The organism is Sphingobium sp. YR768, from assembly GCF_900111125.1.
Classification (GTDB): domain Bacteria; phylum Pseudomonadota; class Alphaproteobacteria; order Sphingomonadales; family Sphingomonadaceae; genus Sphingobium.
In genome coordinates this window covers 61964-84185 of sequence record NZ_FOGE01000021.1, presented here as the reverse complement: position 1 = coordinate 84185, position 22222 = coordinate 61964, and the positions used below count along the sequence as shown (strand labels likewise).

The following is a 22222-nucleotide window of genomic DNA, read 5'->3' as shown; positions in this document are numbered from 1 at the left end:
CTGCGCCAATGGTACTGTGGCTCAAGCCCCGGAAGAGTAGGGCGTCGCCAGGCATTATAGCTCGCGCTTTGTTACACACGCACAAAACCCATTCACAAAACAAACACTCAAAAAGGGCGATCCGGTGAAGGACCGCCCTTTTTGGCGTTCCCCGCTATCACGGCGCTTAAGATAGCCGCAGTGGCGCCACATCGATCAACATCACGCATCCAGCCGGCGCTTCCGGTAGCTGGATGGGGTTTCGCCGGTCATGTTGCGAAACGCCCGGTTGAAGCTGCTCTGACTGGCAAAACCCAGAAATTCAGCAATATAATTCATCGAAACATCGGACTGTGCCAGCATCTCCTGCGCCCGCTCCAGCCGGGTCTTCAGCACATATTGATGCGGGCTGACACCCGTCGCCTTCTTGAAAATGCGGCAGAGGTGCGAGGGGGTGATGCCGATTTGCGCCGCCATTTCCTCCAGCCCATGCTCCGCTTCCGGCCGGTCGCGGATCGCATTCATGATATGGTGAATGCGATAGGCGGAGAAGGCTGACACAGGAAACTCTTGCGCCGCCGCCCTGACCGGGCCGCGCAGCATATGTGCCTTGAGCGCGTCGATCAGGGCTGAGACATAGAGGTCACGCGGGCCGTCCGAAGGAGTGTAGAGTTCCGCCAATATCTGCCGAGCGAGCGCAGCGCCGAGCGGATCATTGAAGGCAAATCGCATCCGCGAGAATTGCTCCAGCACCGAGGCCGAGCGTAGATCACCTGCATCGACGCTGAGTGTTACGACGTCCAGTTCGCCATCGACCAGCCATTTGGTGCCCATCGTCGCCGGAACGATCGTCGCGGCACCGGGGAAGGATGTGGTGTCACTCCATCCGTCGCGATCCCATGTGCGCACATTGGTCTTGCCGGCCAGTTGCACAACGAACAGTGGATCGGGCGAGCCAGGCAGGGCATAGCTGCCTACGAACTGGCGCCAGCGACTGAAACGCCAGCGGCCGTCGGAGGACTCCAGTTTCACCTCCGGGCCGCGTTTCAGCGTATCGGCGATGATCGCTTCGGCATGCCATGTGCCATTCCGATGAGAGGCTGCCATCATGATGTGATGGCTCTGGCGGATGGACCGATCATCTTCTCTCTCCTTCTTATTCTCACAGCTTAGCGCCTGATCCGCGAAATTCATCCATCAGTTTGCGCTTCATCAATTTACCCGTAGGTTCGCGGGGTAATTGTGTTCGCCAGACGAAAGCGCGGGGCGTCTTGACACTGCCCAGCGCGGCCCGGACGAAATAGGTCAGCTTTTCGCCAAGAGCCGCATCACCCGTCACGTTTTCGACAGGCTGGATCACGGCCAGCACGCTTTCGCCCATATCCTCGTCCGGCACGCCGATGACGGCGGCGTCTGCGACGTCGGGATGGGTGACGAGGATATTTTCGATTTCTTGCGGATAGATGTTCACGCCGCCCGATATGATCATGAAGCTGCGCCGATCAGTCAGGAAGAGATAGCCTTCCGGGTCGAGATGGCCAACATCGCCCAGCGTTGCCCAGCCTCGGTCATTATGGGCCGCAGCGGTCTTATCCGGATCATTATGATAGGCGAAGTCGGGTCCGTCCGAGAAGAAGACGTCACCCGTTTCGCCAACCGGCACTTCGCGCCCATCTTCCCCGACGATCCTGACCGTTCCCAGCACCGCCCGGCCGACCGAACCGGGTCGCGCCAGCCATTCGGGGGCGGAAAGGGCGGTAATACCGCAACATTCGGTGCCCGAATAATATTCGTGGACGATCGGCCCCCACCAGTCGATCATCGCCTGCTTGACCGGGACGGGGCAGGGGGCGGCGGCGTGGATGACCGCTTTGAGCGATCCATGATCGTAACGGGCGCGGACGTCGTCCGGCAATTTCAGCAGGCGCACGAAATGGGTCGGCACCCAGGTGGCATGGGTGATGCGGTAGCGTTCGATCAGCGCCAGCGAGTCTTCCGCATCGAACCGGTCCATCACCACCACGGTGCCGCCGAGCCTATGGATGGTCATCGCCCAGCGCAGGGGCGCGGCATGATAGAGGGGCGAGGTGGAGAGATAGACGCAGTCCTGCCCCATGCCGTAGAGGGCGGTGCCCATGCCCTCCAGCGCGGTTTGCGCGTCCAGCGGGCCGTCGGGCAGGGGGGGCTTCACGCCCTTGGGGCGGCCAGTCGTGCCGGAAGAATAGAGCATGTCGGTGCCGGCGCTTTCGTCCGGGACGGGCGTTTCGGGATAGCGGACGGCGCTGGCGGACCAGTTTTTGAGCGGACCGACAGAGGCGGCAACCAGATAGCCTTGTACGCCCTCCGCCTCCGCCAATGCGGCTTGGCCCAGCGGGGCGAGCCGGTCGGATGCGACCAGGATGCGTGCGCCCGAATCCCGCAGGATATAGGCGATGTCGGCGGCGGACAGCTTGGTCGATATGCTGGTGAGGTAGAGGCCGATGCGCTGCGCCGCCCAGCCCAGCTCGAAGATTGCGGCGTCATTGTCCATTAGCAGCGCGACGACATCCCCTTTCACGCAGCCGAGCGCGCGCAGCAGATGGGCGCCGCGGTTGGCGGCGCGCTCCAGTTCGCCGTAAGTGATGGTCTGGCCGGTTGCCGGCAGAATGATCGCCGGTCGATCCGGGTCGCTGATCGCAAATAGCCTGGGGTGCATGGAATAGCCTCTCCAAAAATCATGCAGCATGATGCGCGGCGCATGGTCGGCCGGGGCCGCTAGCGCTCACGTCTTCTGCTTGATGGCTACAGAGGCCCGGTTTGTGCGCCAGTTCAAGGCGAGCGCAAGAAATGCCAAATCTGGCGTCAACTCTGGGTAAAGCCTTCCCGGTTCGGCTGGGCTAGGTCTGCTTCATCATAACCGCATCCCCCGCCAAAAAGGGGGAAGATGGAGGAGAGGGTAAATGAGGTTCATCACGACCAAGGCTTTGGCGATTCTGCTGTGCAGCGGCGTATCGCAGGTCGCGCTGGCGCAGGAGGCGGCAAGCGCGCCCCAGCCGGCAGTGGATAATGGAGACATCATCGTCACCGCGCAGCGCCGGTCGCAATCCATGCTGTCCGTGCCGCTGGCGATTTCCGCGCTGGGTGGCGAGACGCTCCAGAATAAGGGGATTTCCAATTCCGCCGCGCTGGCGACGGCGGTGCCCAATTTGCAGGTCAGCAGCCCCTATGGCAGCACCCAGCCCAATTTCTCGCTGCGTGGCATCAGCGTCGCCAACGAATATAACAGCAACCAGGCCTCGCCCGTCGGCGTCTATATCGACGATGTCTATATCGCCGCGCGGACCAGCCATGGCATGGGCCTGTTCGACCTGGATCGGGTGGAAGTGCTGCGCGGGCCGCAGGGCACCTTGTTCGGTCGCAACACGACCGGCGGCGCGATCAACTTCATCACCCGCGCGCCCAAATTGTCGGGCACCAACGGCTATGCCGAGGTCGGCTACGGCAATTTCAACACGTTCAAGGCGCAGGCCGCGATCGAAACCACGATGGTCGAGGATGAGTTGGGCATCCGAGTCGCTGGCAATTATGAAAAGGGCGACGGCATGCTGCACAATGTCGCGCCGGGCGGCCGGGATTCCAACAGCGTCGATACGGCGCAGGGCCGCGTCTATCTGCGCATGAAGCCGGGCAATGGTCCGCTGGATATCAAGATCCGCGCCTATGCCGGGCGCGATCGCGGGGCACAGGCGGCCATCCATGGCCTGACCGGTCCCAATACGCCGGGACAGGGCTTTTTCGACATCAACGAAAATGACGTTGGCGAAAACCGCACCGATGCCTGGGGCGTGGCGGCCAATGTCGCGCTGGAGCTGAGCCCCACGGTCACGCTGACGTCGATCACATCCTATGATGGCGGCAAGCAGAATTTGCAGCAGGCGGCGGACGGGTCGCCGCTTAACGTGCTCAACATCAACTGGCGCTCCAATTTCCGCCAGTTCAGCGAGGAAGCGCGCCTGAATTATGAGGGCGAGCGGCTGAAGCTGGTAGGCGGCGGCTTTTACGGCTGGGACCGCACGATCACCGACAATCGCTTCAATATCGGCAGTGCCCTGGCGCCCGGTGTCGATGGCGGCTTCTTCCAGCATTATCGCCAGACGCGGCGATCCTATGCCGCCTTCCTTCAGGGCGATTATGACCTGACCGACAAGCTGGTGCTGACTTTGGGGGCGCGCTACACTTGGGATAAGGCGAAATATGGCGACGCCTATGCCTATCTGTTCGCCGGTCCCTTCGGCAGCGCGGGGACGCCCATCGCCAGCACCGTGCCTTGCGCCGGGGTGGCGGGCACCTGCGCCTATGACCCTGCGGCACGCTATGCGATCGACGGCAGCAACAAGGCGCTGACCGGTCGCGCGGCATTGAGCTATACCTTCGATGGTGGCACTCTGGTCTATGCCAGCTACAGCCGGGGCTATCGGTCCGGTGCGTTCAATGGCGGCGGCTATACGTCGTCGGTCGGCATCACCTATATCGATCCCGAACGGGTCAATGCCTATGAAGTCGGCGTGAAAGGTCGCTTCCTCGACAATAAGCTGACCCTGTCCGCGGCCGGCTTCTATTATGACTATAGCAACCAGCAGGTGCAGGATACCCGGCCCGGCCCGGTATCCTTCCTGGTCAATGCGCCCAAGTCGCAAGTCTATGGCGGCGAAGTGGAAGCCAGCCTGCGGCCGTTCGATGGCTTGGTCATCAACCTGTCGGGCGGCTACCTTCATGCCACCTACAAGGATCTGACGTTGCAGGACACGGACCTGTCCGGCAACGATCTGCCTTTCGCGCCGCGCTGGACGGGAACGGCGGGGTTCGACTGGACGATCTTCGATACCGGCAGCGACAGCCTGACCTTCTCGCCCACCGTCAATTATTTCAGCCGGCAGTATTTTTCGCCGTTCAACGGCACGGACGCGGTCGGCACGGCGCAGAATAATGCGGAATTGCAGCAAAAGGGCTATGCCAAGGTCAACGCCACGCTGGCCTGGGCGCATGGGCCGTTCCAGCTGCGCGGGTGGATCAACAATGCCTTCAACCGCAAGACCTACAGCTATGGTCTGGACCTGCGCGGGGCGGGCTTCCCCTACAACTTCCTGGTTCCGGCCATGCCGCGCACATTCGGCGTGACCGGCCGGTTCAGCTTCTGACGCCGGGAGAGAGCCCCATGACCGCGACCGCAACCGCCCCGGACCTGAAAGATCCCGACCTTTATTTCGACCGGGCGCCGCACGATCTGTTCGCGCGGCTGCGGACCGAACAGCCCGTCTATTGGAACCCGGAAAGCGACGGGGCGGGATTCTGGGCGCTCACACGCTATGCCGACATCGTCGCGGTGTCGCGCAATCCGGGCCTCTTCTCGTCCGCGTACGAAAATGGCGGGCATCGGATATTCAACGAGAATGAAGTCGGGTTGACCGGGGCGGGGGAAGCGGCGATCGGCATCCCCTTCATCTCGGTCGATCCGCCGGTCCATACCCAATATCGCAAGTTCATCATGCCCGCTCTGTCGCCCGCGCGCTTGGCGGGGATAGAGGAGCGCATCCGGGACCGTTGCCTGTCGCTGATCGAGAAGATTCCGTTGGGGGAGACGGTTGATCTGGTGCCCTTGCTGTCGGCGCCGCTGCCGCTGCTGACGCTGTGCGAGCTGCTCGACCTGCCGACCGATATGTGGGTGAAGCTGTACGATTGGACCAATGCCTTCGTCGGCGAGGATGATCCCGATTTCCGCCAGTCGCCTGAAGCGATGGCGGCGATATTAAGCGAGTTCATGGGCTTTGCGCAAAGCCTGTACGAGGAAAGGCGGGCGACGCCGGGGCAGGATCTGGCGACGTTGCTCGCAACCATGGAGGTCAACGGCCAGCCGGTGACGTTCCAGGAATTTGTCGGCAACCTGATCCTGGCGCTGGTCGGCGCGAACGAGACGACGCGCAATTCGCTAAGCCACAGCGTGGCGGCCTTTGCTGCCAATCCCGATCAGTGGGATCTGGTCCGTGCCGATCCGACGCTACTGAAAAACGGCGTGCGCGAAATGGTGCGTTATGCCAGCCCGGTCATGCACATGCGGCGGACGGCGACGGCGGACACGGAAATTGGCGGGCAGGCGATCCGTAAAGGCGACAAGATCGTGCTGTGGTATATCGCCGCCAATCGCGACGAGAGCGTCTTTCCCGACCCCGACCGGTTCGACATCAGCCGGGGGAATATCCAGCATCTGGGCTTTGGCACCGGTCAGCATGTGTGCGTGGGATCGCGCCTTGCCGAAATGCAGCTGAGGGTGGCTTTCAGTCTCTTGGCGGAGCGCGTCGGCGGGTTCAAGGTGATGGCGGCGCCACGCCGATTCAGGTCCAACTTCATCAACGGACTGAAGAATCTGGACGTGCAGATGGTCGCTGCATGAGGAGAGGGTGATGGACCTGGTCCGGGGATCGACCGACGAGGAAATCATTTCGGACGCGCTGGGCCGCGCGCCCGATATCCAGCTGGGCGCCGATCATGGCCGCTGGCGCCTGTGCCGCTGGCGCCAGTTCGTGGGCAGCTATACGCTGCCGGCGCTGCCCGATCCGATGTTCGTCGTGCATATTGCGGGCAAGCCCAATGTGCGCACCTGGGAAAGGGACGGGTGGAGCGAGACGAGTTCGCTGCCGGGATGCGCCACTATCGTGCCGTCGGGGCATCCGACCGGGTGGCTGGTCGATGGCGAACTGGACGTCGTGACGCTGAGCGTCGCGTCGACCGACCTGCAACGCGCGCCGGCGCTGGACCAGTTCCGGCGGATGCGCTTTGCCTTTTCCGATCCGCTGGGCGTGGCGCTGACGCGGCAGGTATTGGGCGAGCTTTATGCGCCGCAGACCAAGGAGCGGGACGTCTATGTCGGCGCGCTGGTCGATGCGCTTAAAGCGCATATGATGCGCGGGCCGGTGAGCGCCAGCAGCGCGGACATCCCGACCGCCGCTTTCTCCTCCTATCGCATCCATGCGATCATGAACGCCATATTGGAACGGCCGGAAGCCAGCCATCATCTGGAGGAGCTGGCGGCGCAGGCGGGTATCACGCCGACCCATTTCTGCCGCGTGTTCAAGAAGGCGACGGGCGTGTCGCCGCATCAATATGTCATGCGCGCGCGGCTCGACCGGGCGCAGCAGATGCTGGAACAGTCGGACACGTCGATGGCGACCATCGCCGAAGCGCTGGGCTTTACCAGCCAGAGCCATTTCACCCGCGCCTTCCGCCAATTTGCCGGCGAAACGCCGAGCGATTTTCGCAGGCGCCGTCAGGAGACGCTTCAGTGAGTGCTATTCAGGGTTTTGAAGGACTGGTCCTGCCGGATCTGGCTTTGCAGGCGGGCGGCGATCGGCTGGCCACCGGGGCGACGATCCCCGATATCGATCCCTGCACGGCGCAGGCTTTTGCACAGGTGCCGGTGGCCGATGGGAGCCAGGTCGATGCGATCGTGCAGGCGGCGCACCGGGCGTTTCATGATCCGGCCTGGCGCGACCTGACGCCGCTGGCGCGCGAGCGGCTGCTGCATCGCTTCGCCGATGCGATCGAGGCGGACCTGCCCCGGCTGGCGGCGCTGGAAGCGCTGGACGCCGGTAAGCCGATCGGCGTGACGGAGACGGTCGATATTCCGGCCGCGATCGGCTGGCTGCGCACCTATGCCGGCTGGCCGACCAAGCTGGCGGGCCGGGCGGGCACATTGTCCGCCACGCCGGGGCAGTGGCATGTCTATTCGCGGCGCGAGCCGATCGGCGTGGTGGCGGCGATCACGCCATGGAATTTCCCGCTGGTGCTGGCGATGTGGAAGATCGCACCGGCGCTGGCGGCCGGTTGTACCGTCGTTCTGAAGCCCGCGCCGGAAACGCCGCTGTCGGCGCTGCGGCTGGTGGAACTGGCGCGGCAGGCGGGCTTGCCGGACGGGGTGCTGAGCGTCGTGACGGGCGATGGGGCGACCGGTGCCGCGCTGGTGGAGCATCGGTTGATCGCCAAGGTCGCCTTCACCGGATCGACCGCGACGGGGCAGGGGATATTGCGGGCGTCCGTGCCGGAATTGAAGCGGGTGACGCTGGAACTGGGCGGCAAGTCGCCGTCCATCATCTGCGCCGACGCGGACCTGTCGGTCGCCATTCCGCAGGCGGCGATGGGCTGTTTCTTCAACAGCGGGCAGGTCTGCTATGCCGGCACGCGCCTCTATGTGCATCGGTCACTCTATGACGAAGTGGTGGAGGGGATCGCCGCCTTTGCCGCCGGATTGACATTGGGGCGCAGCGCCGATCGCACCGCCGCGCTCGGCCCGCTGATCAGCGCGCGCCAGCATGAGCGGGTGACGGGCTATGTCGATCGGGCGCGGGCGACGGGGATGGAGGCGATGGCGGCCAATGTCGCGCTGCCCGGCGAAGGCTATTATTTCGCGCCGACATTGCTGCGCAACGTGCCCCGCGATGCGGAGGCGGGGCGCGAGGAGATATTCGGCCCGGTGCTGGCCACGGCGGCCTTCGACGATCTGGACGAGGCTATCGATCTGGCCAATGACAGCCCCTACGGTCTGGCCGCCCATGTCTTTACCCGCGACCTGGCGACCGCGCACCGCACGGCGGCCCGGCTGGAGGCGGGCACGGCGTTCGTCAATTGCGTGATGCTGGCCGACCCGGCCTTCCCCTTTGGCGGCATGAAAATGTCCGGCATCGGCCGCGAAAATGGCAGCGAGGTGCTGGACGCCTATCTGGAACCCAAGACGGTGGTGGTGGCATTATGAGTGATGCCAATGTGCATGAAGGCGGGTGCCTGTGCGGACAGGTGCGCTACAGCTTTACCGGCGATCCGCTGCTGGTGGCGCTGTGCCATTGTACCCATTGCCGCAAGCAGGGCGGCGCGCCCTTCTCGCTGGTCTGCGCGGTGGCGGACGAGGCCTATAGCGAACAGGGCGAAACCCGCATCTATGAGGATCGCGGCGAAAGCGGCGCGGCGGTCCATCGCCATTTCTGCGCCACATGCGGGTCGCCGATCCGGTCGATGGCGGCGGCGCTGCCGGGGCTGACGATCGTCAAGGCGGGAACGCTCGACACGCCCGACCAGTGGCCACCGGTGCTGGAGGCCTATTGCGACAGTGCCCTGAACTGGATGCCCTCCATCACCGACCAGCGTTTCGCGCGGTCCAATATCGGAGAATGAGATGAGCAATCTGGATGGCAAGACCGCCTGGGTCACGGGCGCGGGATCGGGCATCGGCCGGGCGACCGCGATCGCGCTGGCGCAGGCGGGCGCGAGCGTCGTGCTGGGCGATATCAATCCGGCGGGGCTGGCGGAAACGGCCGGGCTGTGCGGCGATGCGGCGACCCTGTCGCTGACGCAGGACGTCACCAGCGAAGCGGCATGGGCGGATGGGGCGGCGGCGATCGACGCCCGTTCCGGCCGGCTCGACATATTGGTCAACAATGCCGGCATCATGATGGCCCAGCCGTTCGAGGAAGCGCCGGTCGAGATACTGCGCCGGCAAAATCGCATCAATGTGGAAAGCGTCTATATCGGGATGCAGACCGCATTGCCGCTGATGCGCCGCACCATTGCCGATGGGGCGAAGGGCGCGTCGATCATCAATATCGCGTCGGTCTATGGCATGGTCGCGGGCGCGCAGTTCGCCGCCTATAGCGCCACCAAGGGCGCGGTGCGATCGCTGAGCCGCGCGGTCGCGTTCGAGCTGGCGAAGACCGGCATCCGCGTCAATTGCGTGTTGCCGGGACCGGTGCAGACCAATTTGGGCGCCGATTGGGAGCCGCCCCGCGACGAAACGGGCGCGTTGATCCCGCCGGAGGTCGCGCTGGCCGGCTGGGCGCAGCTGATCCCGATGGGCCGGCTGGGCGTGGCGCAGGATATCGCCCCGCTCGTCGCCTTCCTGGCGGGCGACGCCGCCGCTTTCATCACCGGCGCGGAGTTCGTCGCCGATGGTGGCTATACCGCAGCCTGAAGGAACCGACATGGATAGTATCGCCGCCATCGCCCGCGCGCCGCATCACCCCTTCACGGTCGAGCCGATCGTTATCGAACCGCCCCGGCCGGGCGAGGTGCTGGTGCGGATCGCCGGGGTCGGGCTGTGCCATACCGATCTGGTCGCGCGGGACCAGTTCATCCCGATCCCGCTGCCCGCCGTGCTGGGTCATGAAGGGGCCGGCATCGTCGAGGCGGTGGGCGAGGGCGTGACCAAAGTCGTGCCGGGCGACCGGGTCGTGATCGGCTTTGCCAGTTGCGGCCATTGCGCGCGGTGCGACGAGCATCTGCCCTCCTATTGCCGCGACTTTCCCGTCCTCAACTATGCCGGGACACGGAGCGATGGCAGTTCCGGCCTGACGCAGGGCGGCGCGGCACTTTCTGGCAATTTCTTCGGCCAATCTTCCTTCGCGGGCCATGCGCTGGCGCATGAACGCAATGTCGTGAAGATAGACGCGGCGGACGTGCCGCTGGAGCTGCTCGGCCCATTGGGCTGTGGCTTTCAGACCGGCGCTGGCGGTGTGATGCGCTCGCTCGCCTGCCCGGCCGGGTCGACCATCGCCATCTTCGGCGCCGGGCCAGTGGGACTTGCGGCGGTGATGGGCGCGGTGATCCGGCAATGCGCGACGATCATCGTGGTGGAGCCGGTTGCCAGCCGTCGTGATCTCGCCCTGTCGCTGGGCGCTACCCATGTCGTCGATCCATTGTCGGTGGCATCTTTGCCCGATGCGATCCGGGCCATCCTGCCCGATGGCGTGGAATTCGCCTTTGAAACCAGTGGCCGGGAAGCCGTGGTGGAGGCGGCGCTGGCTTCGCTGGGCAGCCATGGCCTGCTGGGGCTGGTCGGCGTGCCGCCCAAACCGGACAGCAGCCTGTCCATCAATCTCGCCGCGCTCATCACCTATGGCCATCGCATCCATGGCATCATTGAAGGCGACAGCGATCTGGACAGCTTCATTCCCGAGCTGGTGGACCTGTACCGGCAAGGGCGTTTCCCCTTCGACCGGCTGATCCAGACCTTCCCGCTGGACCAGATCAACGAAGCGGTGGCCGCGCAGGCACGCGGCGATTGCGTGAAGGCCGTGCTGATCCCCTGACGGACGCGGCGGGCTGGTCTCGCCCGTAATGCTGACTGGCCGGCCATTGCCGGCCCAATCTTGCCATTCTTCTCGACATGCAGCGTGGTGGAACTGCCCTGTTCCGCCCGCTGCCTCTACGCGCCTGCACGATGTCTGTGGCACCACCCGACCATCCGCCAGATAGTCAATATCGCCCCGTAAAGCTTCTCTTTGCCTTTTAGGATTGTCAGACGATATTGATAGACTATAAAGTCTGTACGAATCAAAAAGACAATGGAGAGGAGGGCATCATGGCTGCCGTCACAGGTCAGGGGCCGGTGCAATAATGGCGCTGGATTATGTGCGCTTGCTGGAGGCGAACAACGCTATCCAGACGATCGGCGACGATACCTATTGGCTGTGCGTGACCCGCACGGTGCAGGAATCGAAGCTGTTTCCCGTGCCCTCCTATATGCTGCTCTCCTATCTCTGCTGCTATTATCGCTACCCCGCCCTGCTGCGGAAGATCGAATCGAAGATGAAGGCGGAGGAGATTGGCGACCGCGCGCGGGCGATGGGCGGCAAGTTCGGCAACCTGCCCGGCTGGGCACTGCCGACCTTCTTCCTGCTGGGGCGCGAGACGCTGGTCAACATGGGGCTTCAGACGCCGGCGGACGATGCCGAGGATGTCGCCTATGTCATGGACTTCTGGCGCCGCTTCAAACTGGCGCAGCAGCGCGAGGACGGGCATCTCAACGCCCGCGAGTTCGGCCAGCGCGTCCAGCTTCTGCCCGAACGGCGCATTCAGCGTTTCCATGCCGACCTGCACGCCTGCAAAAATGGCGACCGTTTGCACAAGGCGGCGCAGACCTTCCTCGCCACCATCTCCCAATATGGCTTCCTCGTGTCCTGCGAGAGCCGCTGCACGCTCAACAATAGCGGCCCCTACAAGCTGGCGGACAATCGCGAACTGGTGATCCGTGACTTCACCGATCTGGCGCAGGGCGACTATCCCTGGCTGGATGGCGTGGCCGACGCCATTCCCTATCCCAACCTGACCGTCACGATGGAGGCGACCGACTGCCATTTCTACCTGATGGACGATTGGGGCAGTTTTGAATCCAAGCCGGAATTTACGGCGGAAAAGCTGACCGGCATCGGCCTCTATACGTCGGACGTATTGACCGAAAATTACACGCCTGTCGGCATGGGATCAGCGGAGGAACTGGCCGAGACGTTCGAAACGCTCACCGAAACCTTCCGCACCGCCACGGTCGATCTGTGGAAGACTATGGCTGGCTGGTCGCGCGACCAGATGATGGATGCGGGCGCGCTGGTCTATTTCAGCCTGATCAAGGATTTCGCCCATGTCGCGGGCGTCTATGACGTCGATGACTGGATGAAGATCGACGAGCGGGCCGATCGCTTCCGGCCGCTGCTGAACGACGAATTCGGCCGTGATTTTCTGGGCGAACTGGTGGGACTGGTCGACCTGCCCAGCCAGCAACTACATGATTATGCGATGATGATGCATAACGGCCGCCCGGCCCGCTACATATCGCATATTCCCCATGGCGTGTTGAACGGCGACATTCCCGCCAGCACCGCGCATGTCGCGCCCGGCGTCACCCATCTGACCGAAAAGGTCGATCGCTATGTGACGAGCGAGGGGGCGCTGACCCTGGCCGACTATAATGCGCGCGCGGCGGCATTCCGCCCGGCGCAGATGCAGCAACCCTATCGTTTCCTGTGCGACAGCAGCGTGCGCGGCGCGCCCGACAGTGCGGACGTCGCGGCGCTCTATGCGCTGGAACAGGAACAGTCGCGCCTCCTGAAGGGCAGGGGTGCCGGGCTGACACGCGACCAGATAGAAGCCATGCGGGAGGATAAGGCATGAGCGGGCCGAAAACAGAGGGCGCAGCGCTGGCGGATATCGAGGCGCTGATCGCCGATTTCCAGGCGTCGGGCATGCGCGAACTGCATGTGCGTTCGGGGGAATTTGAAATTTATCTGTCGGCCGATGCGTCGGCGCCCGGATTGGGTGCGCAGGCCGTCGCTGTGCGGGTGGAGCCGGTTGCGCCCGCTGCCGCTGCGCCGGCGGCTGAGGCACCAGCGTCAGCCGCAATCCCGGCCGCCGCGCCGTCCAGCCTGCCCGACAATGCCGTCATCGTCCGCGCGCCCTATCTCGGCACTTTCTATCGCGCGCCCAAGCCCGGTTCGCCGGTCTATGTCGATGTGGGGTCGGTCGTCACCGCCGACACCGAAATGTGCCTGGTCGAGGTGATGAAGCTGTTCACCGCCGTTCGCGCAGGGCTGTCCGGCACGGTTCATGCCATCCTGGCCACCGACGGCGCGATGGTGGAGGCCGACCAGCCGCTCTTCGCCGTCATTCCGGGGTAAGAAAGATGGCCGTCAACCGCCTCTTCATCGCCAATCGCGGCGAAATCGCCCTCCGCATCGTGCGCGCCGCCCAAGGGCTGAACACGCAAACCGTGGTGGGCATATCCGACGCCGACCGGGGCAGCGCCGCCGCCAGGCTAGCCGACCGAGCGCTGGTCCTTGGTCCCGGCCCGGCGGCGAAATCCTATCTCGACCCGCGCCTCGTCGTCCATGCGGCCAAGGCTGCTGGCTGCGACGCGCTGCATCCGGGCTATGGCTTCCTGTCGGAGCGCAGCATCTTGCCGCGCCTATGCGCCGAACATGGCATCGCCTTCGTCGGTCCCGAACCCGACATGATCGACGCGCTGGGCGACAAGCTGCAAGCCCGCGCCATGGCCAAGGCCGCCGGCGTGCCGCTGGTGCCGGGCAGCGAGGAAATCGCGTCGGCCGCCGACGCCCGCCGTGAAGGCGACCGCATCGGCTATCCCGTGCTGCTCAAGGCGTCGGCCGGTGGTGGCGGACGCGGCATGGTGATCGCCAACAATGCGAATGAAGTCGAGGCCGGTTTCCACAAGGCGTCGGCTGAAGCCCTTGCCGCCTTCAACGACGGCCGCCTGTTCATGGAGCGCTTCGTGCCCGAAGCGCGCCATGTCGAGGTGCAGTTGATGGGCGACGGCACCGGCAAGGTCGTGCATTTCGGCGAACGCGATTGTTCGGTGCAGCGCCGTTACCAGAAGCTGGTCGAGGAAGCGCCCTGCACCGCCATGCCGGACCGGGTGCGCAAGCAGCTTCACGAAGCGGCCGTCGCGCTCGCCGCTAGCGTCCACTATCGCAACGCCGGCACCGCCGAATTCCTCTACGACGTCGCGCGCGAGGAAGTCTATTTCATCGAGGTCAACGCCCGCATCCAGGTCGAGCATCCGGTATCCGAAATGATCACCGGTTTCGATCTGGTGCAGGAACAGATTCGCATTGCCGGCGGGTCGGCGCTGTCGGTGGCGCAGGACGATGTCCGCGTCACTGGCCATGCCATCGAATGTCGCATCAACGCGGAGGATGTGGGGAAGGGTTTCATTCCCGTCCCCGGCCGCATCACCGGCTGGCAGGTGCCGACGGGCGAGGGCATCCGCCTCGACAGCCATATGTCGGAAGGGGCGATGATCCCGCCTTTCTACGACAGCATGATCGGCAAGCTGATCGTCCATGGCAGCGATCGCGCCGACGCGGTGGCGAAGCTGACGGAGGCACTCGACGCCTTCAAGGTGGAAGGCGTGCCCACCACCATCGACCTGCATCGCCGCATCGTGCGCCACCCAGATTTCATCGAAAACCGCATCCACACACGCTGGCTTGAGCAGACCCTGCTCGCTTCCCCGGAGTAAAAGGCATGGCCCATATCATATTCCTCGACGAAACCATGCGCGACGGGCAGCAGAGCCTGTGGGGCATGCGGATGCAGGCCGGCATGGCGCTGCCGGTGACGCCGATCATCGACCAGACCGGCTATAATATCATCAGTCTGGCCGGCTCCTCGCTGTTCGAAGTGCTGACCCGCCATTGCCAGGAAGATCCCTGGGCGGGCCTCGACCTGCTGATCGGCTCCATGCCCAACACGCCGCTGCGCGCGGGCTGCCGCTCCAACGGGTCGGTGACATTCGGCTTCACGCCCGATGTGCTGATGGACCTGTGGGTGGATCGCCTGTGTGTCCATGGCATCCGCAGCTTCTGGCTCTACGATGTGCTGTTCAACATCGACAAGATGCACCGGCTGGCGAAGATCGCCAAGGGCCATGGCTGTCAGGTGGCGGGCACGATGCTCTTCACATTGTCGCCGGTCCATACCGACGACTATTATGCGGACAAGGCGGACAAGCTCTCGGCGCTGCCCGAAGTCGATAGCCTGCTGCTTTACGACACCGGCGGCGTGCTGGATCGCGACCGTATCTCCACGCTCGTCCCCGCCATCGTCGCCAAGGCGCGCGGCAAGCCGATCGAGATGCACGCCAACAATATGCTGGGGCAATCGGCCAAAACCTATATGGATGCGATCGAATTCGGCGTGACCGTGCTGCATACCGCCGTGCGCCCGATGGCCAACGGGCCGTCCATCCCCTCGATCGAGATCATGACCAAGAATGTCGAGATGATGGGCCACACCCATAATATCGACACGTCCAAGCTTAAGCCCGTCGCCGATCATTTCGAGCGGGTGGGCAAGGCCGCCGGCTTCCTGGTCAACCAGCATTTCGAATATGATGTGACCGCGCTCAAGCACCAGATCCCCGGCGGCATGATGGGCACGCTGCGCGCGCAGCTGGTGCAGCAGAATATGCTCGACAGGCTGCCGGCCGTGCTGGCGGAGGTTGCGCTGGTGCGGCGGGAGCTGGGCTATCCCGGCATGGCCACGCCCTTCGCGCAGCTGGTGGGTACGCTGGCCGTGCTGAATATCGTGACCGGCAAGCGCTATTCGGTCGTTCCGGACGAGGTGATCCAATATGCGGCGGGCTTCTACGGCGATCCGGTCGCGCCGATCGACGGCGATGTGCTGGACCAGATATTGTCCAAGCCGCGCGCGAAGGAAATCCTGGACAACCCGCCCGAACAGCCCGACCTGGCCGAACTGCGCCGCCGCCATGGCACCGGGGAGGATGACGACGAACTGATCCTGCGCGCGCTGGTCCCCGCGTCCGACATCGACCGGATGCGCAAGGCCGGCCCGGTGGCGCGGGATTATCCCACGCTCTCCTCGCCCGAACTGGCGCAGGTGCAAAAGCTGATGAAGCTCGCCACCGCGCCGCTGGTGCAGATCAAGTCGAGTGCGCTGGACCTGACGCTGCGGCGTTGAACACCTCTCCGTCATTGCGAGCGTAGCGAAGCAATCCAATGACGCGCCGATGGATTGCTTCGCTACGCTCGCAATGACGAAAGGGGCCACCCCATGCGAATGATCGACTATTTCGATCGCGGCCTGCGCATCGCGCATGACAAGCCCTGCATGATCGAGGGCGACAGGCAAAAAACCTATGCGCAGGTCGCGGCCCGCGCGAACGCCATCGCCGCGCTGCTGATCGCGGACGGCTTCGCGCCGGGCGCCCATGCCGCCGTGCTGAGCGGCAACGCCATGGTCGCGTTCGAGGCGGTGCTGGGTATCCTGCGCGCAGATGGCGTCTGGGCGATGGCCAATAACCGGGCCAGCGCCAGCGAGAATGCCTATCTGTTCGACCTGCTCGATATCGACACGTTGTTCGTCCATTCCGAAGTGGCTGACCGCATATCCGAGTTTCGGGCGCAATGCCCGAACATCCGGCGCTATATCGCGCTCGACCGGCCTTTCGACGAAGCCGACTTCTTCCTGGAAGATCGAATCGATGCAGAGGCACCACCCGTCCCGCAACGCCGCGCCGGCGCGGTGGAGGAACTCGGCTTCCTCGCCAATACCGGCGGCACCACCGGACGCTCGAAGGGGGTGATGCTGACCAACGGCAACTGGCAGGCGCTCGTCTCCAGCCTGGTCGCGTCCATGCCGATGACCACTCCCCCGGTGAACATGGTGGCCGCGCCCATGACCCATGCTGCCGGCCCGCTCGCGTTGGCCAGCATGGCGCTGGGCGGCACGGTCGTCATCCTGCCGAAATTCGATCCCGGCCCGGTGATCGAGGCGATCGAGCAGCATCGCGTCACCTATATGTTCCTGCCGCCCACCGCGATCTACATGCTGCTGTCGCACCCCGGCGTGGCGCAAGCGGATTTCTCCAGCCTGCAATATATCAGCTATGCTGGCGCCCCCATGTCGCTCGATCGGCTGAAAGAAGCGATCGCCGTCTTCGGCCCAGTGATGAACGCCAGCTTCGGCCAGACCGAAGCGCCCATGTGCGTCACCGCCATGCCGCCCCACGAGCATCTGAACGACGCGGGCGACCTCGCGCATCCGGGCAGTTGCGGCCGCCCGAACCTGCTCTCCATCGTCGAGATCATGGATGATGACGGCAACATCCTTCCGCCCGGCGAGCGCGGCGAAATCGTCGTGCGCGGGCCGCTGGTGATGGCGGGCTATTATAAGAACCCGCAGGCGACGGCCGAAGTCTCGACCCATGGCTGGCACCACACCGGCGACATCGGCGTGCGCGACGAAGACGGCTGGTTCTATGTCGTGGACCGCAAGAAGGACATGATCATTTCGGGCGGCTTCAACGTCTATCCGGCCGAGGTGGAAAAGGCGCTGCTGGCTCATGACGCGGTGCAGGATTGTGCGGTCGTCGGCATCCCTGACGAGAAGTGGGGGGAGGCGGTGATCGCCTTCGTCGAGGCCCGTCCCGGCCACAAGCCGCAGGAAGCGACCCTGATCGCCTTTGCCCGCGAGGCGCTGGGCGCGGTCAAGACGCCCAAGCGGATCGAGATCGTCCGCCAACTGCCCCGCACCAATGCAGGCAAGGTATCGCGCGCGGAACTGCGCAAACCCTATTGGGATGACGCCGGGAGGGCGATCTGATGCGCGACGTGCATATCATCGGCGTCGGCATGACGCCCTTTGGCCGGCACCTGGATCTTACCCACACCGACCTGGCGCAACAGGCGGTCGGCGAAGCGCTGGCCGATGCCGGGGCGAAGGCCAGCGACCTGGGCATGGCGATCTACAGCAATGTCATTCAGGGTTTCTTCGCGGGCGAAATGTCGATCCCCGGCGAATATGCGCTGCGGCCGCTCGGTATACAGGGCTTGCGCGTGCTGCATGTGGAAGCCGCCTGCGCCAGCGCGACGATCGGCCTGCATGTCGCGGCTGACTATATTCGCGCCGGCCTGACCGATGTGGCGCTGATCGTGGGCGTGGAAAAGCTCTACAGCACCGATCGCGCGAAGCGTTTCGCCGTGTTTCAGCAGCCTTTGGATGCCGTGGAAGCGCAACGCTATATCACCTCGACACAGGGGATGCTCGCCCCCGCACCGGAGGGACTGGACGGCCCCGGACCCAATATCATGATGGACGCCTATGCCGCGCAGGCCCGGCTTTACATGGCGACCTATGGGACGACCCAGCGGCAGATCGCGGCCGTCTCCGCCAAGAACCATAACCATTCGCAATATAACCCGCTCTCGCAATATCAGAACGCCATGAGCATTGAGGATGTGCTGGCCGCCCCCAATGTCAGCTGGCCGCTGACCGTCCCGATGTGCGCTCCGATCAGCGATGGTGCGGCGGCGGCGGTTCTGTGCGCCGGCGACCTGCTCGACCGCTTTCCACAGGCGCGCGCGGTCCGCGTGCTGGCGACGGAATCGCAGAGCGGCACCGACCGGGCGTCCGACGATTATGCCCGCCACGTCACTCGTATCGTGTCGGCACGTGCTTATGAAAAGGCCGGCATTGGCCCGCAGGACGTGCATGTCGCCGAAGTGCATGACGCCAGCTCATCGGGCGAAATCGTGCAGGTCGAAGCGCTCGGCCTCAGCGCGCCGGGGCAGGCGGGGCATGATGCCGAAGCGGGCGTGACGGCGCTGGGCGGGCGCATCCCGGTCAATGTGTCGGGCGGGCTGGTGTCGAAGGGGCATCCGCTCGGCGCCACGGGACTGGGCCAGATCCACGAACTGGTGACGCAATTGCGCGGGGAGGCTGGCAAGCGCCAAGCGGAAGGCGCGCGCATAGCGCTGGCGGAAAATAGCGGCGGTTTTTATGGCGTGGAGGACGGGCTGAGCGCTGTGACGATCCTCGCCAGTCACTGACCTCCGTTCGCCCTGAGCGAAGTCGAAGGGCTATGCCGAGCAAAGCGAGGCTGCTTCGCCTCTGCTCAGCAATGGGCTTCGACTTCGCTCGGCCCGAACGGGCCTGTTTAATCCACATCGAACGCCACATCCGGCAACTCGTCCACCATCGCATGGGTCTGCGCAAACAGGGCCGCGACCGCTGCTTCCGCTGCCTCCACATCGCCGTCATTCACCGTCTGCGCGATCGCCCGATAGCCTTCCGTATGGGAATCCTGCTGCGCGCGGGTCTGATAGGGGCGGATCTGCGCGCGGAACAAATCAGCACGCCGCAACGGCGTCACCCGCGGCAATTCCCGGTTGCCCGCCACCTCGAACAGGCAATCATAGAAGGCCTGCCGCACCGCGATATAGCTGCGATGGTCGCCATCCTCGTCATGTCGCCGTGCCGCATCCAGCGCCGCATCCATCAGGCTGCGATTGGCATGGCCCGATGCCGCACCCAGACGCGCCGCCAGCCGCACCAGTTGCTCCAGCACCTCCAGCAGGTCGCGCACTTCCCGCCGGGTCAGGCGGTTGATATGCGCCCCGCGATAGCGATGGATCGCGACGATCCCGTCCCCCGACAAATGCCGCAGCGCCTCCCGCAACGAAGACCGACTGATCCCCAGCCGTAGCGTCAGCTCCGCCTCGACCAGATGCTGGCCCGGTACGAACTGGCCGGTGCGGATGCCGGATCGGATGGCGTCGGCGACCTTTTCGGTCGTGCCGATCGTGGCGGGCGCGTTCATGCCCCCACCGGTTCGGTTTCGAACAGCGAACGGAAATGCGCCAACTGATCGTGCGCCGTCATGTCCAGCTGCATCGGCGTGATCGACACCGCATTGTCGCGCGCGGCGGCCAGATCATTCCCCTCTGCCGCGCCGCCGTCCGGAAAGGCGATCTTGATCCAATAATAGGGCACATGCCGTTCATCGACGCGCGGGATCGGGCGGAAGGAGCCGGGCGGGCGCATGCCTTGGCGAGTGACCCGTACGCCGCTCACCTGATCGAGCGGGCAATGCGGGAAATTCACGTTGACGAAACTGCCCTGCGTCCATTCCAGACCGAGCAGATGCGGCAAGATCTGCGCCGTATAATGGCGTGCCGTATTCCAATGGACCGGCGTCTGGTAACTCCATATCTGGCTCAAGGCGATCGACGGAATCCCCAGCATCGCGCCCTCGATCGCCGCCGATGCCGTGCCCGAATAGGTGATATCCTCCGCCAGGTTCGGCCCGCGATTGATGCCCGACAGCAGCAGGTCGGGCTTGCGATCGCCCAGCAGTTCATAGACGCCCAGCAGCGCACAGTCGGTCGGCGTACCCTTGACCGCGAAATGCCGCTCGTCGCGCTGCTTCACCCGGATCGGGTAGGATAGCGACAGGCTGTGCCCCGCGCCGGACCGTTCCTCGTCCGGCGCCACCACCCATACATCGTCGCTGAACTGGCGCACCACTTCTTCCAGCAACAGGATACCGGGCGCATCGATGCCATCGTCATTCACGATCAACACGCGCGGATTGGGCTTGGCGGTCACACATTCTCTCCCGGATCGACTTCTTTGACGTTCAAGCTAGATGAGTCGAAGATTTCCGTCAATATCGTCCTACGATTTCATCTGTCAGATGCTTGACAGCAAAGCCGCGACCCGGCACATCGAAGGGGAGAGCGCAGACTCGTGAAGAACAGGAGAGATGCATGGGGTTGCCCATCGATAGCGCGCACAAGGGGCGCCCGCCGGCTTCGCCGCTGGTGGAGGCGACGTTGAGCCTTGTGCAGGAAAGGCTGCGGACAAGTTTCGCGCAATCGGGACAGGATTGGGACGGCTTTCGTGTCAGCGGCGCGGCCCTGACCAAGGCGGATCTGGCGGATGTCGAACGGCGGCTGCTTGGCACCGGTCATCGCTTCGACTGGTCGGCCGGCATTTCGGTCGCGGAACGGCCGGATATCTACAAGTCGCGCGGTGATGGCGATCAGGTGGACGAGAGTTTCTCGCATCCCGACGCGCCGCAAGGGGATCCGGACGAAACGGGCCGTGCGCTCGCCGGCGTGGGCGACAATGTCGTGCGTCATGACGCCGACATCACCGGCATCGCCCGGTTCATCCGCACCAATGAACGGGTGCTGGATTATCTGACCAACGGCGTTCCGTCCGGCATCATCGCGGTGATCGACGATAGCGGCGGCACGCTGACCGCGCCGATCATCGAACAATTTACCGGCGTCATCTGCGCGGGCGGCACGGTGCGATCGCATCTCGGCATCCTGACCCGCGAATATAATATCCCCTGCCTGATGAACGCGAAGATCGCCGGCATCGCCGATGGCGATACCGTCACGATCGAAGCGACGGCGGCTGCCAAGACGACCGAGGATTATCAGCAGGGCGTGGACCGCGTCGGCCGCGTCTGGCGCCTCGCCAAAGAGGAGGCTGACGCATGATCGACGCCGCCAAGATAGATGAGCGCGATCTGGTGTTCCACGGCGTCGCCATCAAACGCCATGCCGGCGCCGCCGCCATTGCCGCTCTGGTCGGCCTGCCCGAACCGCGCGTGTCGATCCTGCTCGCCGACGCCGTCGCGACCGGTCGCGTGGTCGATACCGGCGACGCCTTCATCCTCGCCCCGCTGACCCGCGTGGCGCTGGAGGCGCGCTATGGCCTGCACTTCGCGCCCCTGCGGCAGGACAAGGCGTTCGAGAACGCCTATCTCGCTTTCGAGCGGGTGAACAAGACCCTGAAACAGGTCATCACCGATTGGCAGACGATCAGCATCGGCGGCAACAAGGTCGCCAACGACCATAGCGACCGCGCCCATGACGAAGCGGTGATCGACCGTCTGGGCGAGGTGCAGGAGCAGGTCGAACCGATCCTGGCGGCTTTGTCCAAAGGCTGGCCGCGCATGACCTTCTACGCGAAAAAGCTGCTCGCCGCGCTCGAAGCGGCCGAGGATGGCGACCATGAATGGGTCAGCGATATCCGCCGCGACAGCTATCACACCATCTGGTTCGAACTGCACGAGGATCTGCTCCGCATCATGGGCCGGGTCCGGGAGGAATAA

Annotated in this window: 19 protein-coding genes; 15 read left to right on the top strand and 4 right to left on the bottom strand. The window is 64.3% G+C overall.

Translation table 11 applies throughout. The features are described from left to right. Positions 1-201: 201 nt before the first annotated feature. Positions 202-1089: a helix-turn-helix transcriptional regulator gene (locus BMX92_RS19690; RefSeq protein ID WP_256213518.1), complete on the bottom strand. Its 888-nt coding sequence runs from the start codon at positions 1087-1089 to the stop codon at positions 202-204. A gap of 52 nt (positions 1090-1141) precedes the next feature. Further along, the gene (locus BMX92_RS19685) at positions 1142-2674 is read right to left on the bottom strand and encodes an acyl-CoA synthetase (RefSeq protein ID WP_093019679.1); all 1533 of its coding nucleotides are present in this window, start codon (positions 2672-2674) and stop codon (positions 1142-1144) included. A gap of 244 nt (positions 2675-2918) precedes the next feature. Between BMX92_RS19685 and BMX92_RS19680 the strand changes: the two genes are divergently transcribed. The 13 genes from BMX92_RS19680 (at position 2919) to BMX92_RS19620 (ending at position 19142) form a co-directional block, all read left to right on the top strand. After that, positions 2919-5156 carry a TonB-dependent receptor gene (locus BMX92_RS19680; RefSeq protein ID WP_093019677.1) on the top strand — a complete coding sequence of 746 codons (2238 nt, stop codon included), beginning with the start codon at positions 2919-2921 and terminating at the stop codon, positions 5154-5156. A gap of 17 nt (positions 5157-5173) precedes the next feature. Further along, positions 5174-6406 carry a cytochrome P450 gene (locus tag BMX92_RS19675; protein WP_093019675.1) on the top strand — a complete coding sequence of 411 codons (1233 nt, stop codon included), beginning with the start codon at positions 5174-5176 and terminating at the stop codon, positions 6404-6406. Positions 6407-6416: 10 nt separating this feature from the next. After that, positions 6417-7298 (top strand): helix-turn-helix domain-containing protein, encoded by an 882-nt coding sequence (locus tag BMX92_RS19670; RefSeq protein ID WP_093019673.1) that lies wholly within the window; start codon positions 6417-6419, stop codon positions 7296-7298. Further along, positions 7295-8761: an aldehyde dehydrogenase family protein gene (locus BMX92_RS19665; RefSeq protein WP_177185157.1), complete on the top strand. Its 1467-nt coding sequence runs from the start codon at positions 7295-7297 to the stop codon at positions 8759-8761. Before BMX92_RS19670 ends, BMX92_RS19665 begins: the two co-directional genes overlap by 4 nt. After that, complete coding sequence (locus BMX92_RS19660) at positions 8758-9177, top strand: GFA family protein (protein WP_093019671.1); 420 nt, start codon at positions 8758-8760, stop codon at positions 9175-9177. Before BMX92_RS19665 ends, BMX92_RS19660 begins: the two co-directional genes overlap by 4 nt. 1 nt (position 9178) lies before the next feature. Continuing rightward, positions 9179-9970, top strand: a complete 792-nt coding sequence (locus tag BMX92_RS19655) for an SDR family NAD(P)-dependent oxidoreductase (RefSeq protein ID WP_093019669.1) — start codon at positions 9179-9181, stop codon at positions 9968-9970. A gap of 10 nt (positions 9971-9980) precedes the next feature. Next, on the top strand, positions 9981-11087 hold the full coding sequence (locus BMX92_RS19650; protein WP_093019667.1) for an NAD(P)-dependent alcohol dehydrogenase: 1107 nt from the start codon (positions 9981-9983) through the stop codon (positions 11085-11087). 307 nt (positions 11088-11394) lie between these two features. Then, positions 11395-12945 (top strand): hypothetical protein, encoded by a 1551-nt coding sequence (locus BMX92_RS19645; protein WP_218145808.1) that lies wholly within the window; start codon positions 11395-11397, stop codon positions 12943-12945. Beyond that, positions 12942-13448, top strand: a complete 507-nt coding sequence (locus BMX92_RS19640; protein ID WP_093019663.1) for an acetyl-CoA carboxylase biotin carboxyl carrier protein — start codon at positions 12942-12944, stop codon at positions 13446-13448. The genes BMX92_RS19645 and BMX92_RS19640 overlap by 4 nt, the downstream gene beginning before the upstream one ends. Positions 13449-13453: 5 nt before the next feature. Next, complete coding sequence (locus tag BMX92_RS19635) at positions 13454-14809, top strand: acetyl-CoA carboxylase biotin carboxylase subunit (RefSeq protein WP_093019661.1); 1356 nt, start codon at positions 13454-13456, stop codon at positions 14807-14809. A 5-nt stretch (positions 14810-14814) separates the two neighbouring features. Beyond that, positions 14815-16272 (top strand): pyruvate carboxylase, encoded by a 1458-nt coding sequence (locus BMX92_RS19630; RefSeq protein ID WP_093019659.1) that lies wholly within the window; start codon positions 14815-14817, stop codon positions 16270-16272. 93 nt (positions 16273-16365) lie between these two features. Then, positions 16366-17916, top strand: a complete 1551-nt coding sequence (locus BMX92_RS19625) for a class I adenylate-forming enzyme family protein (protein WP_093019657.1) — start codon at positions 16366-16368, stop codon at positions 17914-17916. Next, complete coding sequence (locus BMX92_RS19620) at positions 17916-19142, top strand: thiolase family protein (protein WP_093019655.1); 1227 nt, start codon at positions 17916-17918, stop codon at positions 19140-19142. The genes BMX92_RS19625 and BMX92_RS19620 overlap by 1 nt, the downstream gene beginning before the upstream one ends. 107 nt (positions 19143-19249) lie before the next feature. Here BMX92_RS19620 and BMX92_RS19615 read toward each other — a convergent pair whose 3' ends face one another. Then, positions 19250-19912 (bottom strand): GntR family transcriptional regulator, encoded by a 663-nt coding sequence (locus BMX92_RS19615; protein ID WP_093019653.1) that lies wholly within the window; start codon positions 19910-19912, stop codon positions 19250-19252. Continuing rightward, on the bottom strand, positions 19909-20700 hold the full coding sequence (surE, locus tag BMX92_RS19610; protein WP_093019651.1) for a 5'/3'-nucleotidase SurE: 792 nt from the start codon (positions 20698-20700) through the stop codon (positions 19909-19911). Before surE ends, BMX92_RS19615 begins: the two co-directional genes overlap by 4 nt. A gap of 161 nt (positions 20701-20861) precedes the next feature. On the opposite strand from surE, the gene BMX92_RS19605 reads away from it, so the two are divergent. After that, on the top strand, positions 20862-21605 hold the full coding sequence (locus tag BMX92_RS19605) for a PEP-utilizing enzyme (RefSeq protein WP_093019649.1): 744 nt from the start codon (positions 20862-20864) through the stop codon (positions 21603-21605). Next, entirely contained in the window at positions 21602-22222 is a 621-nt protein-coding gene (locus BMX92_RS19600; protein ID WP_093019647.1) for a hypothetical protein, read from the top strand. The genes BMX92_RS19605 and BMX92_RS19600 overlap by 4 nt, the downstream gene beginning before the upstream one ends.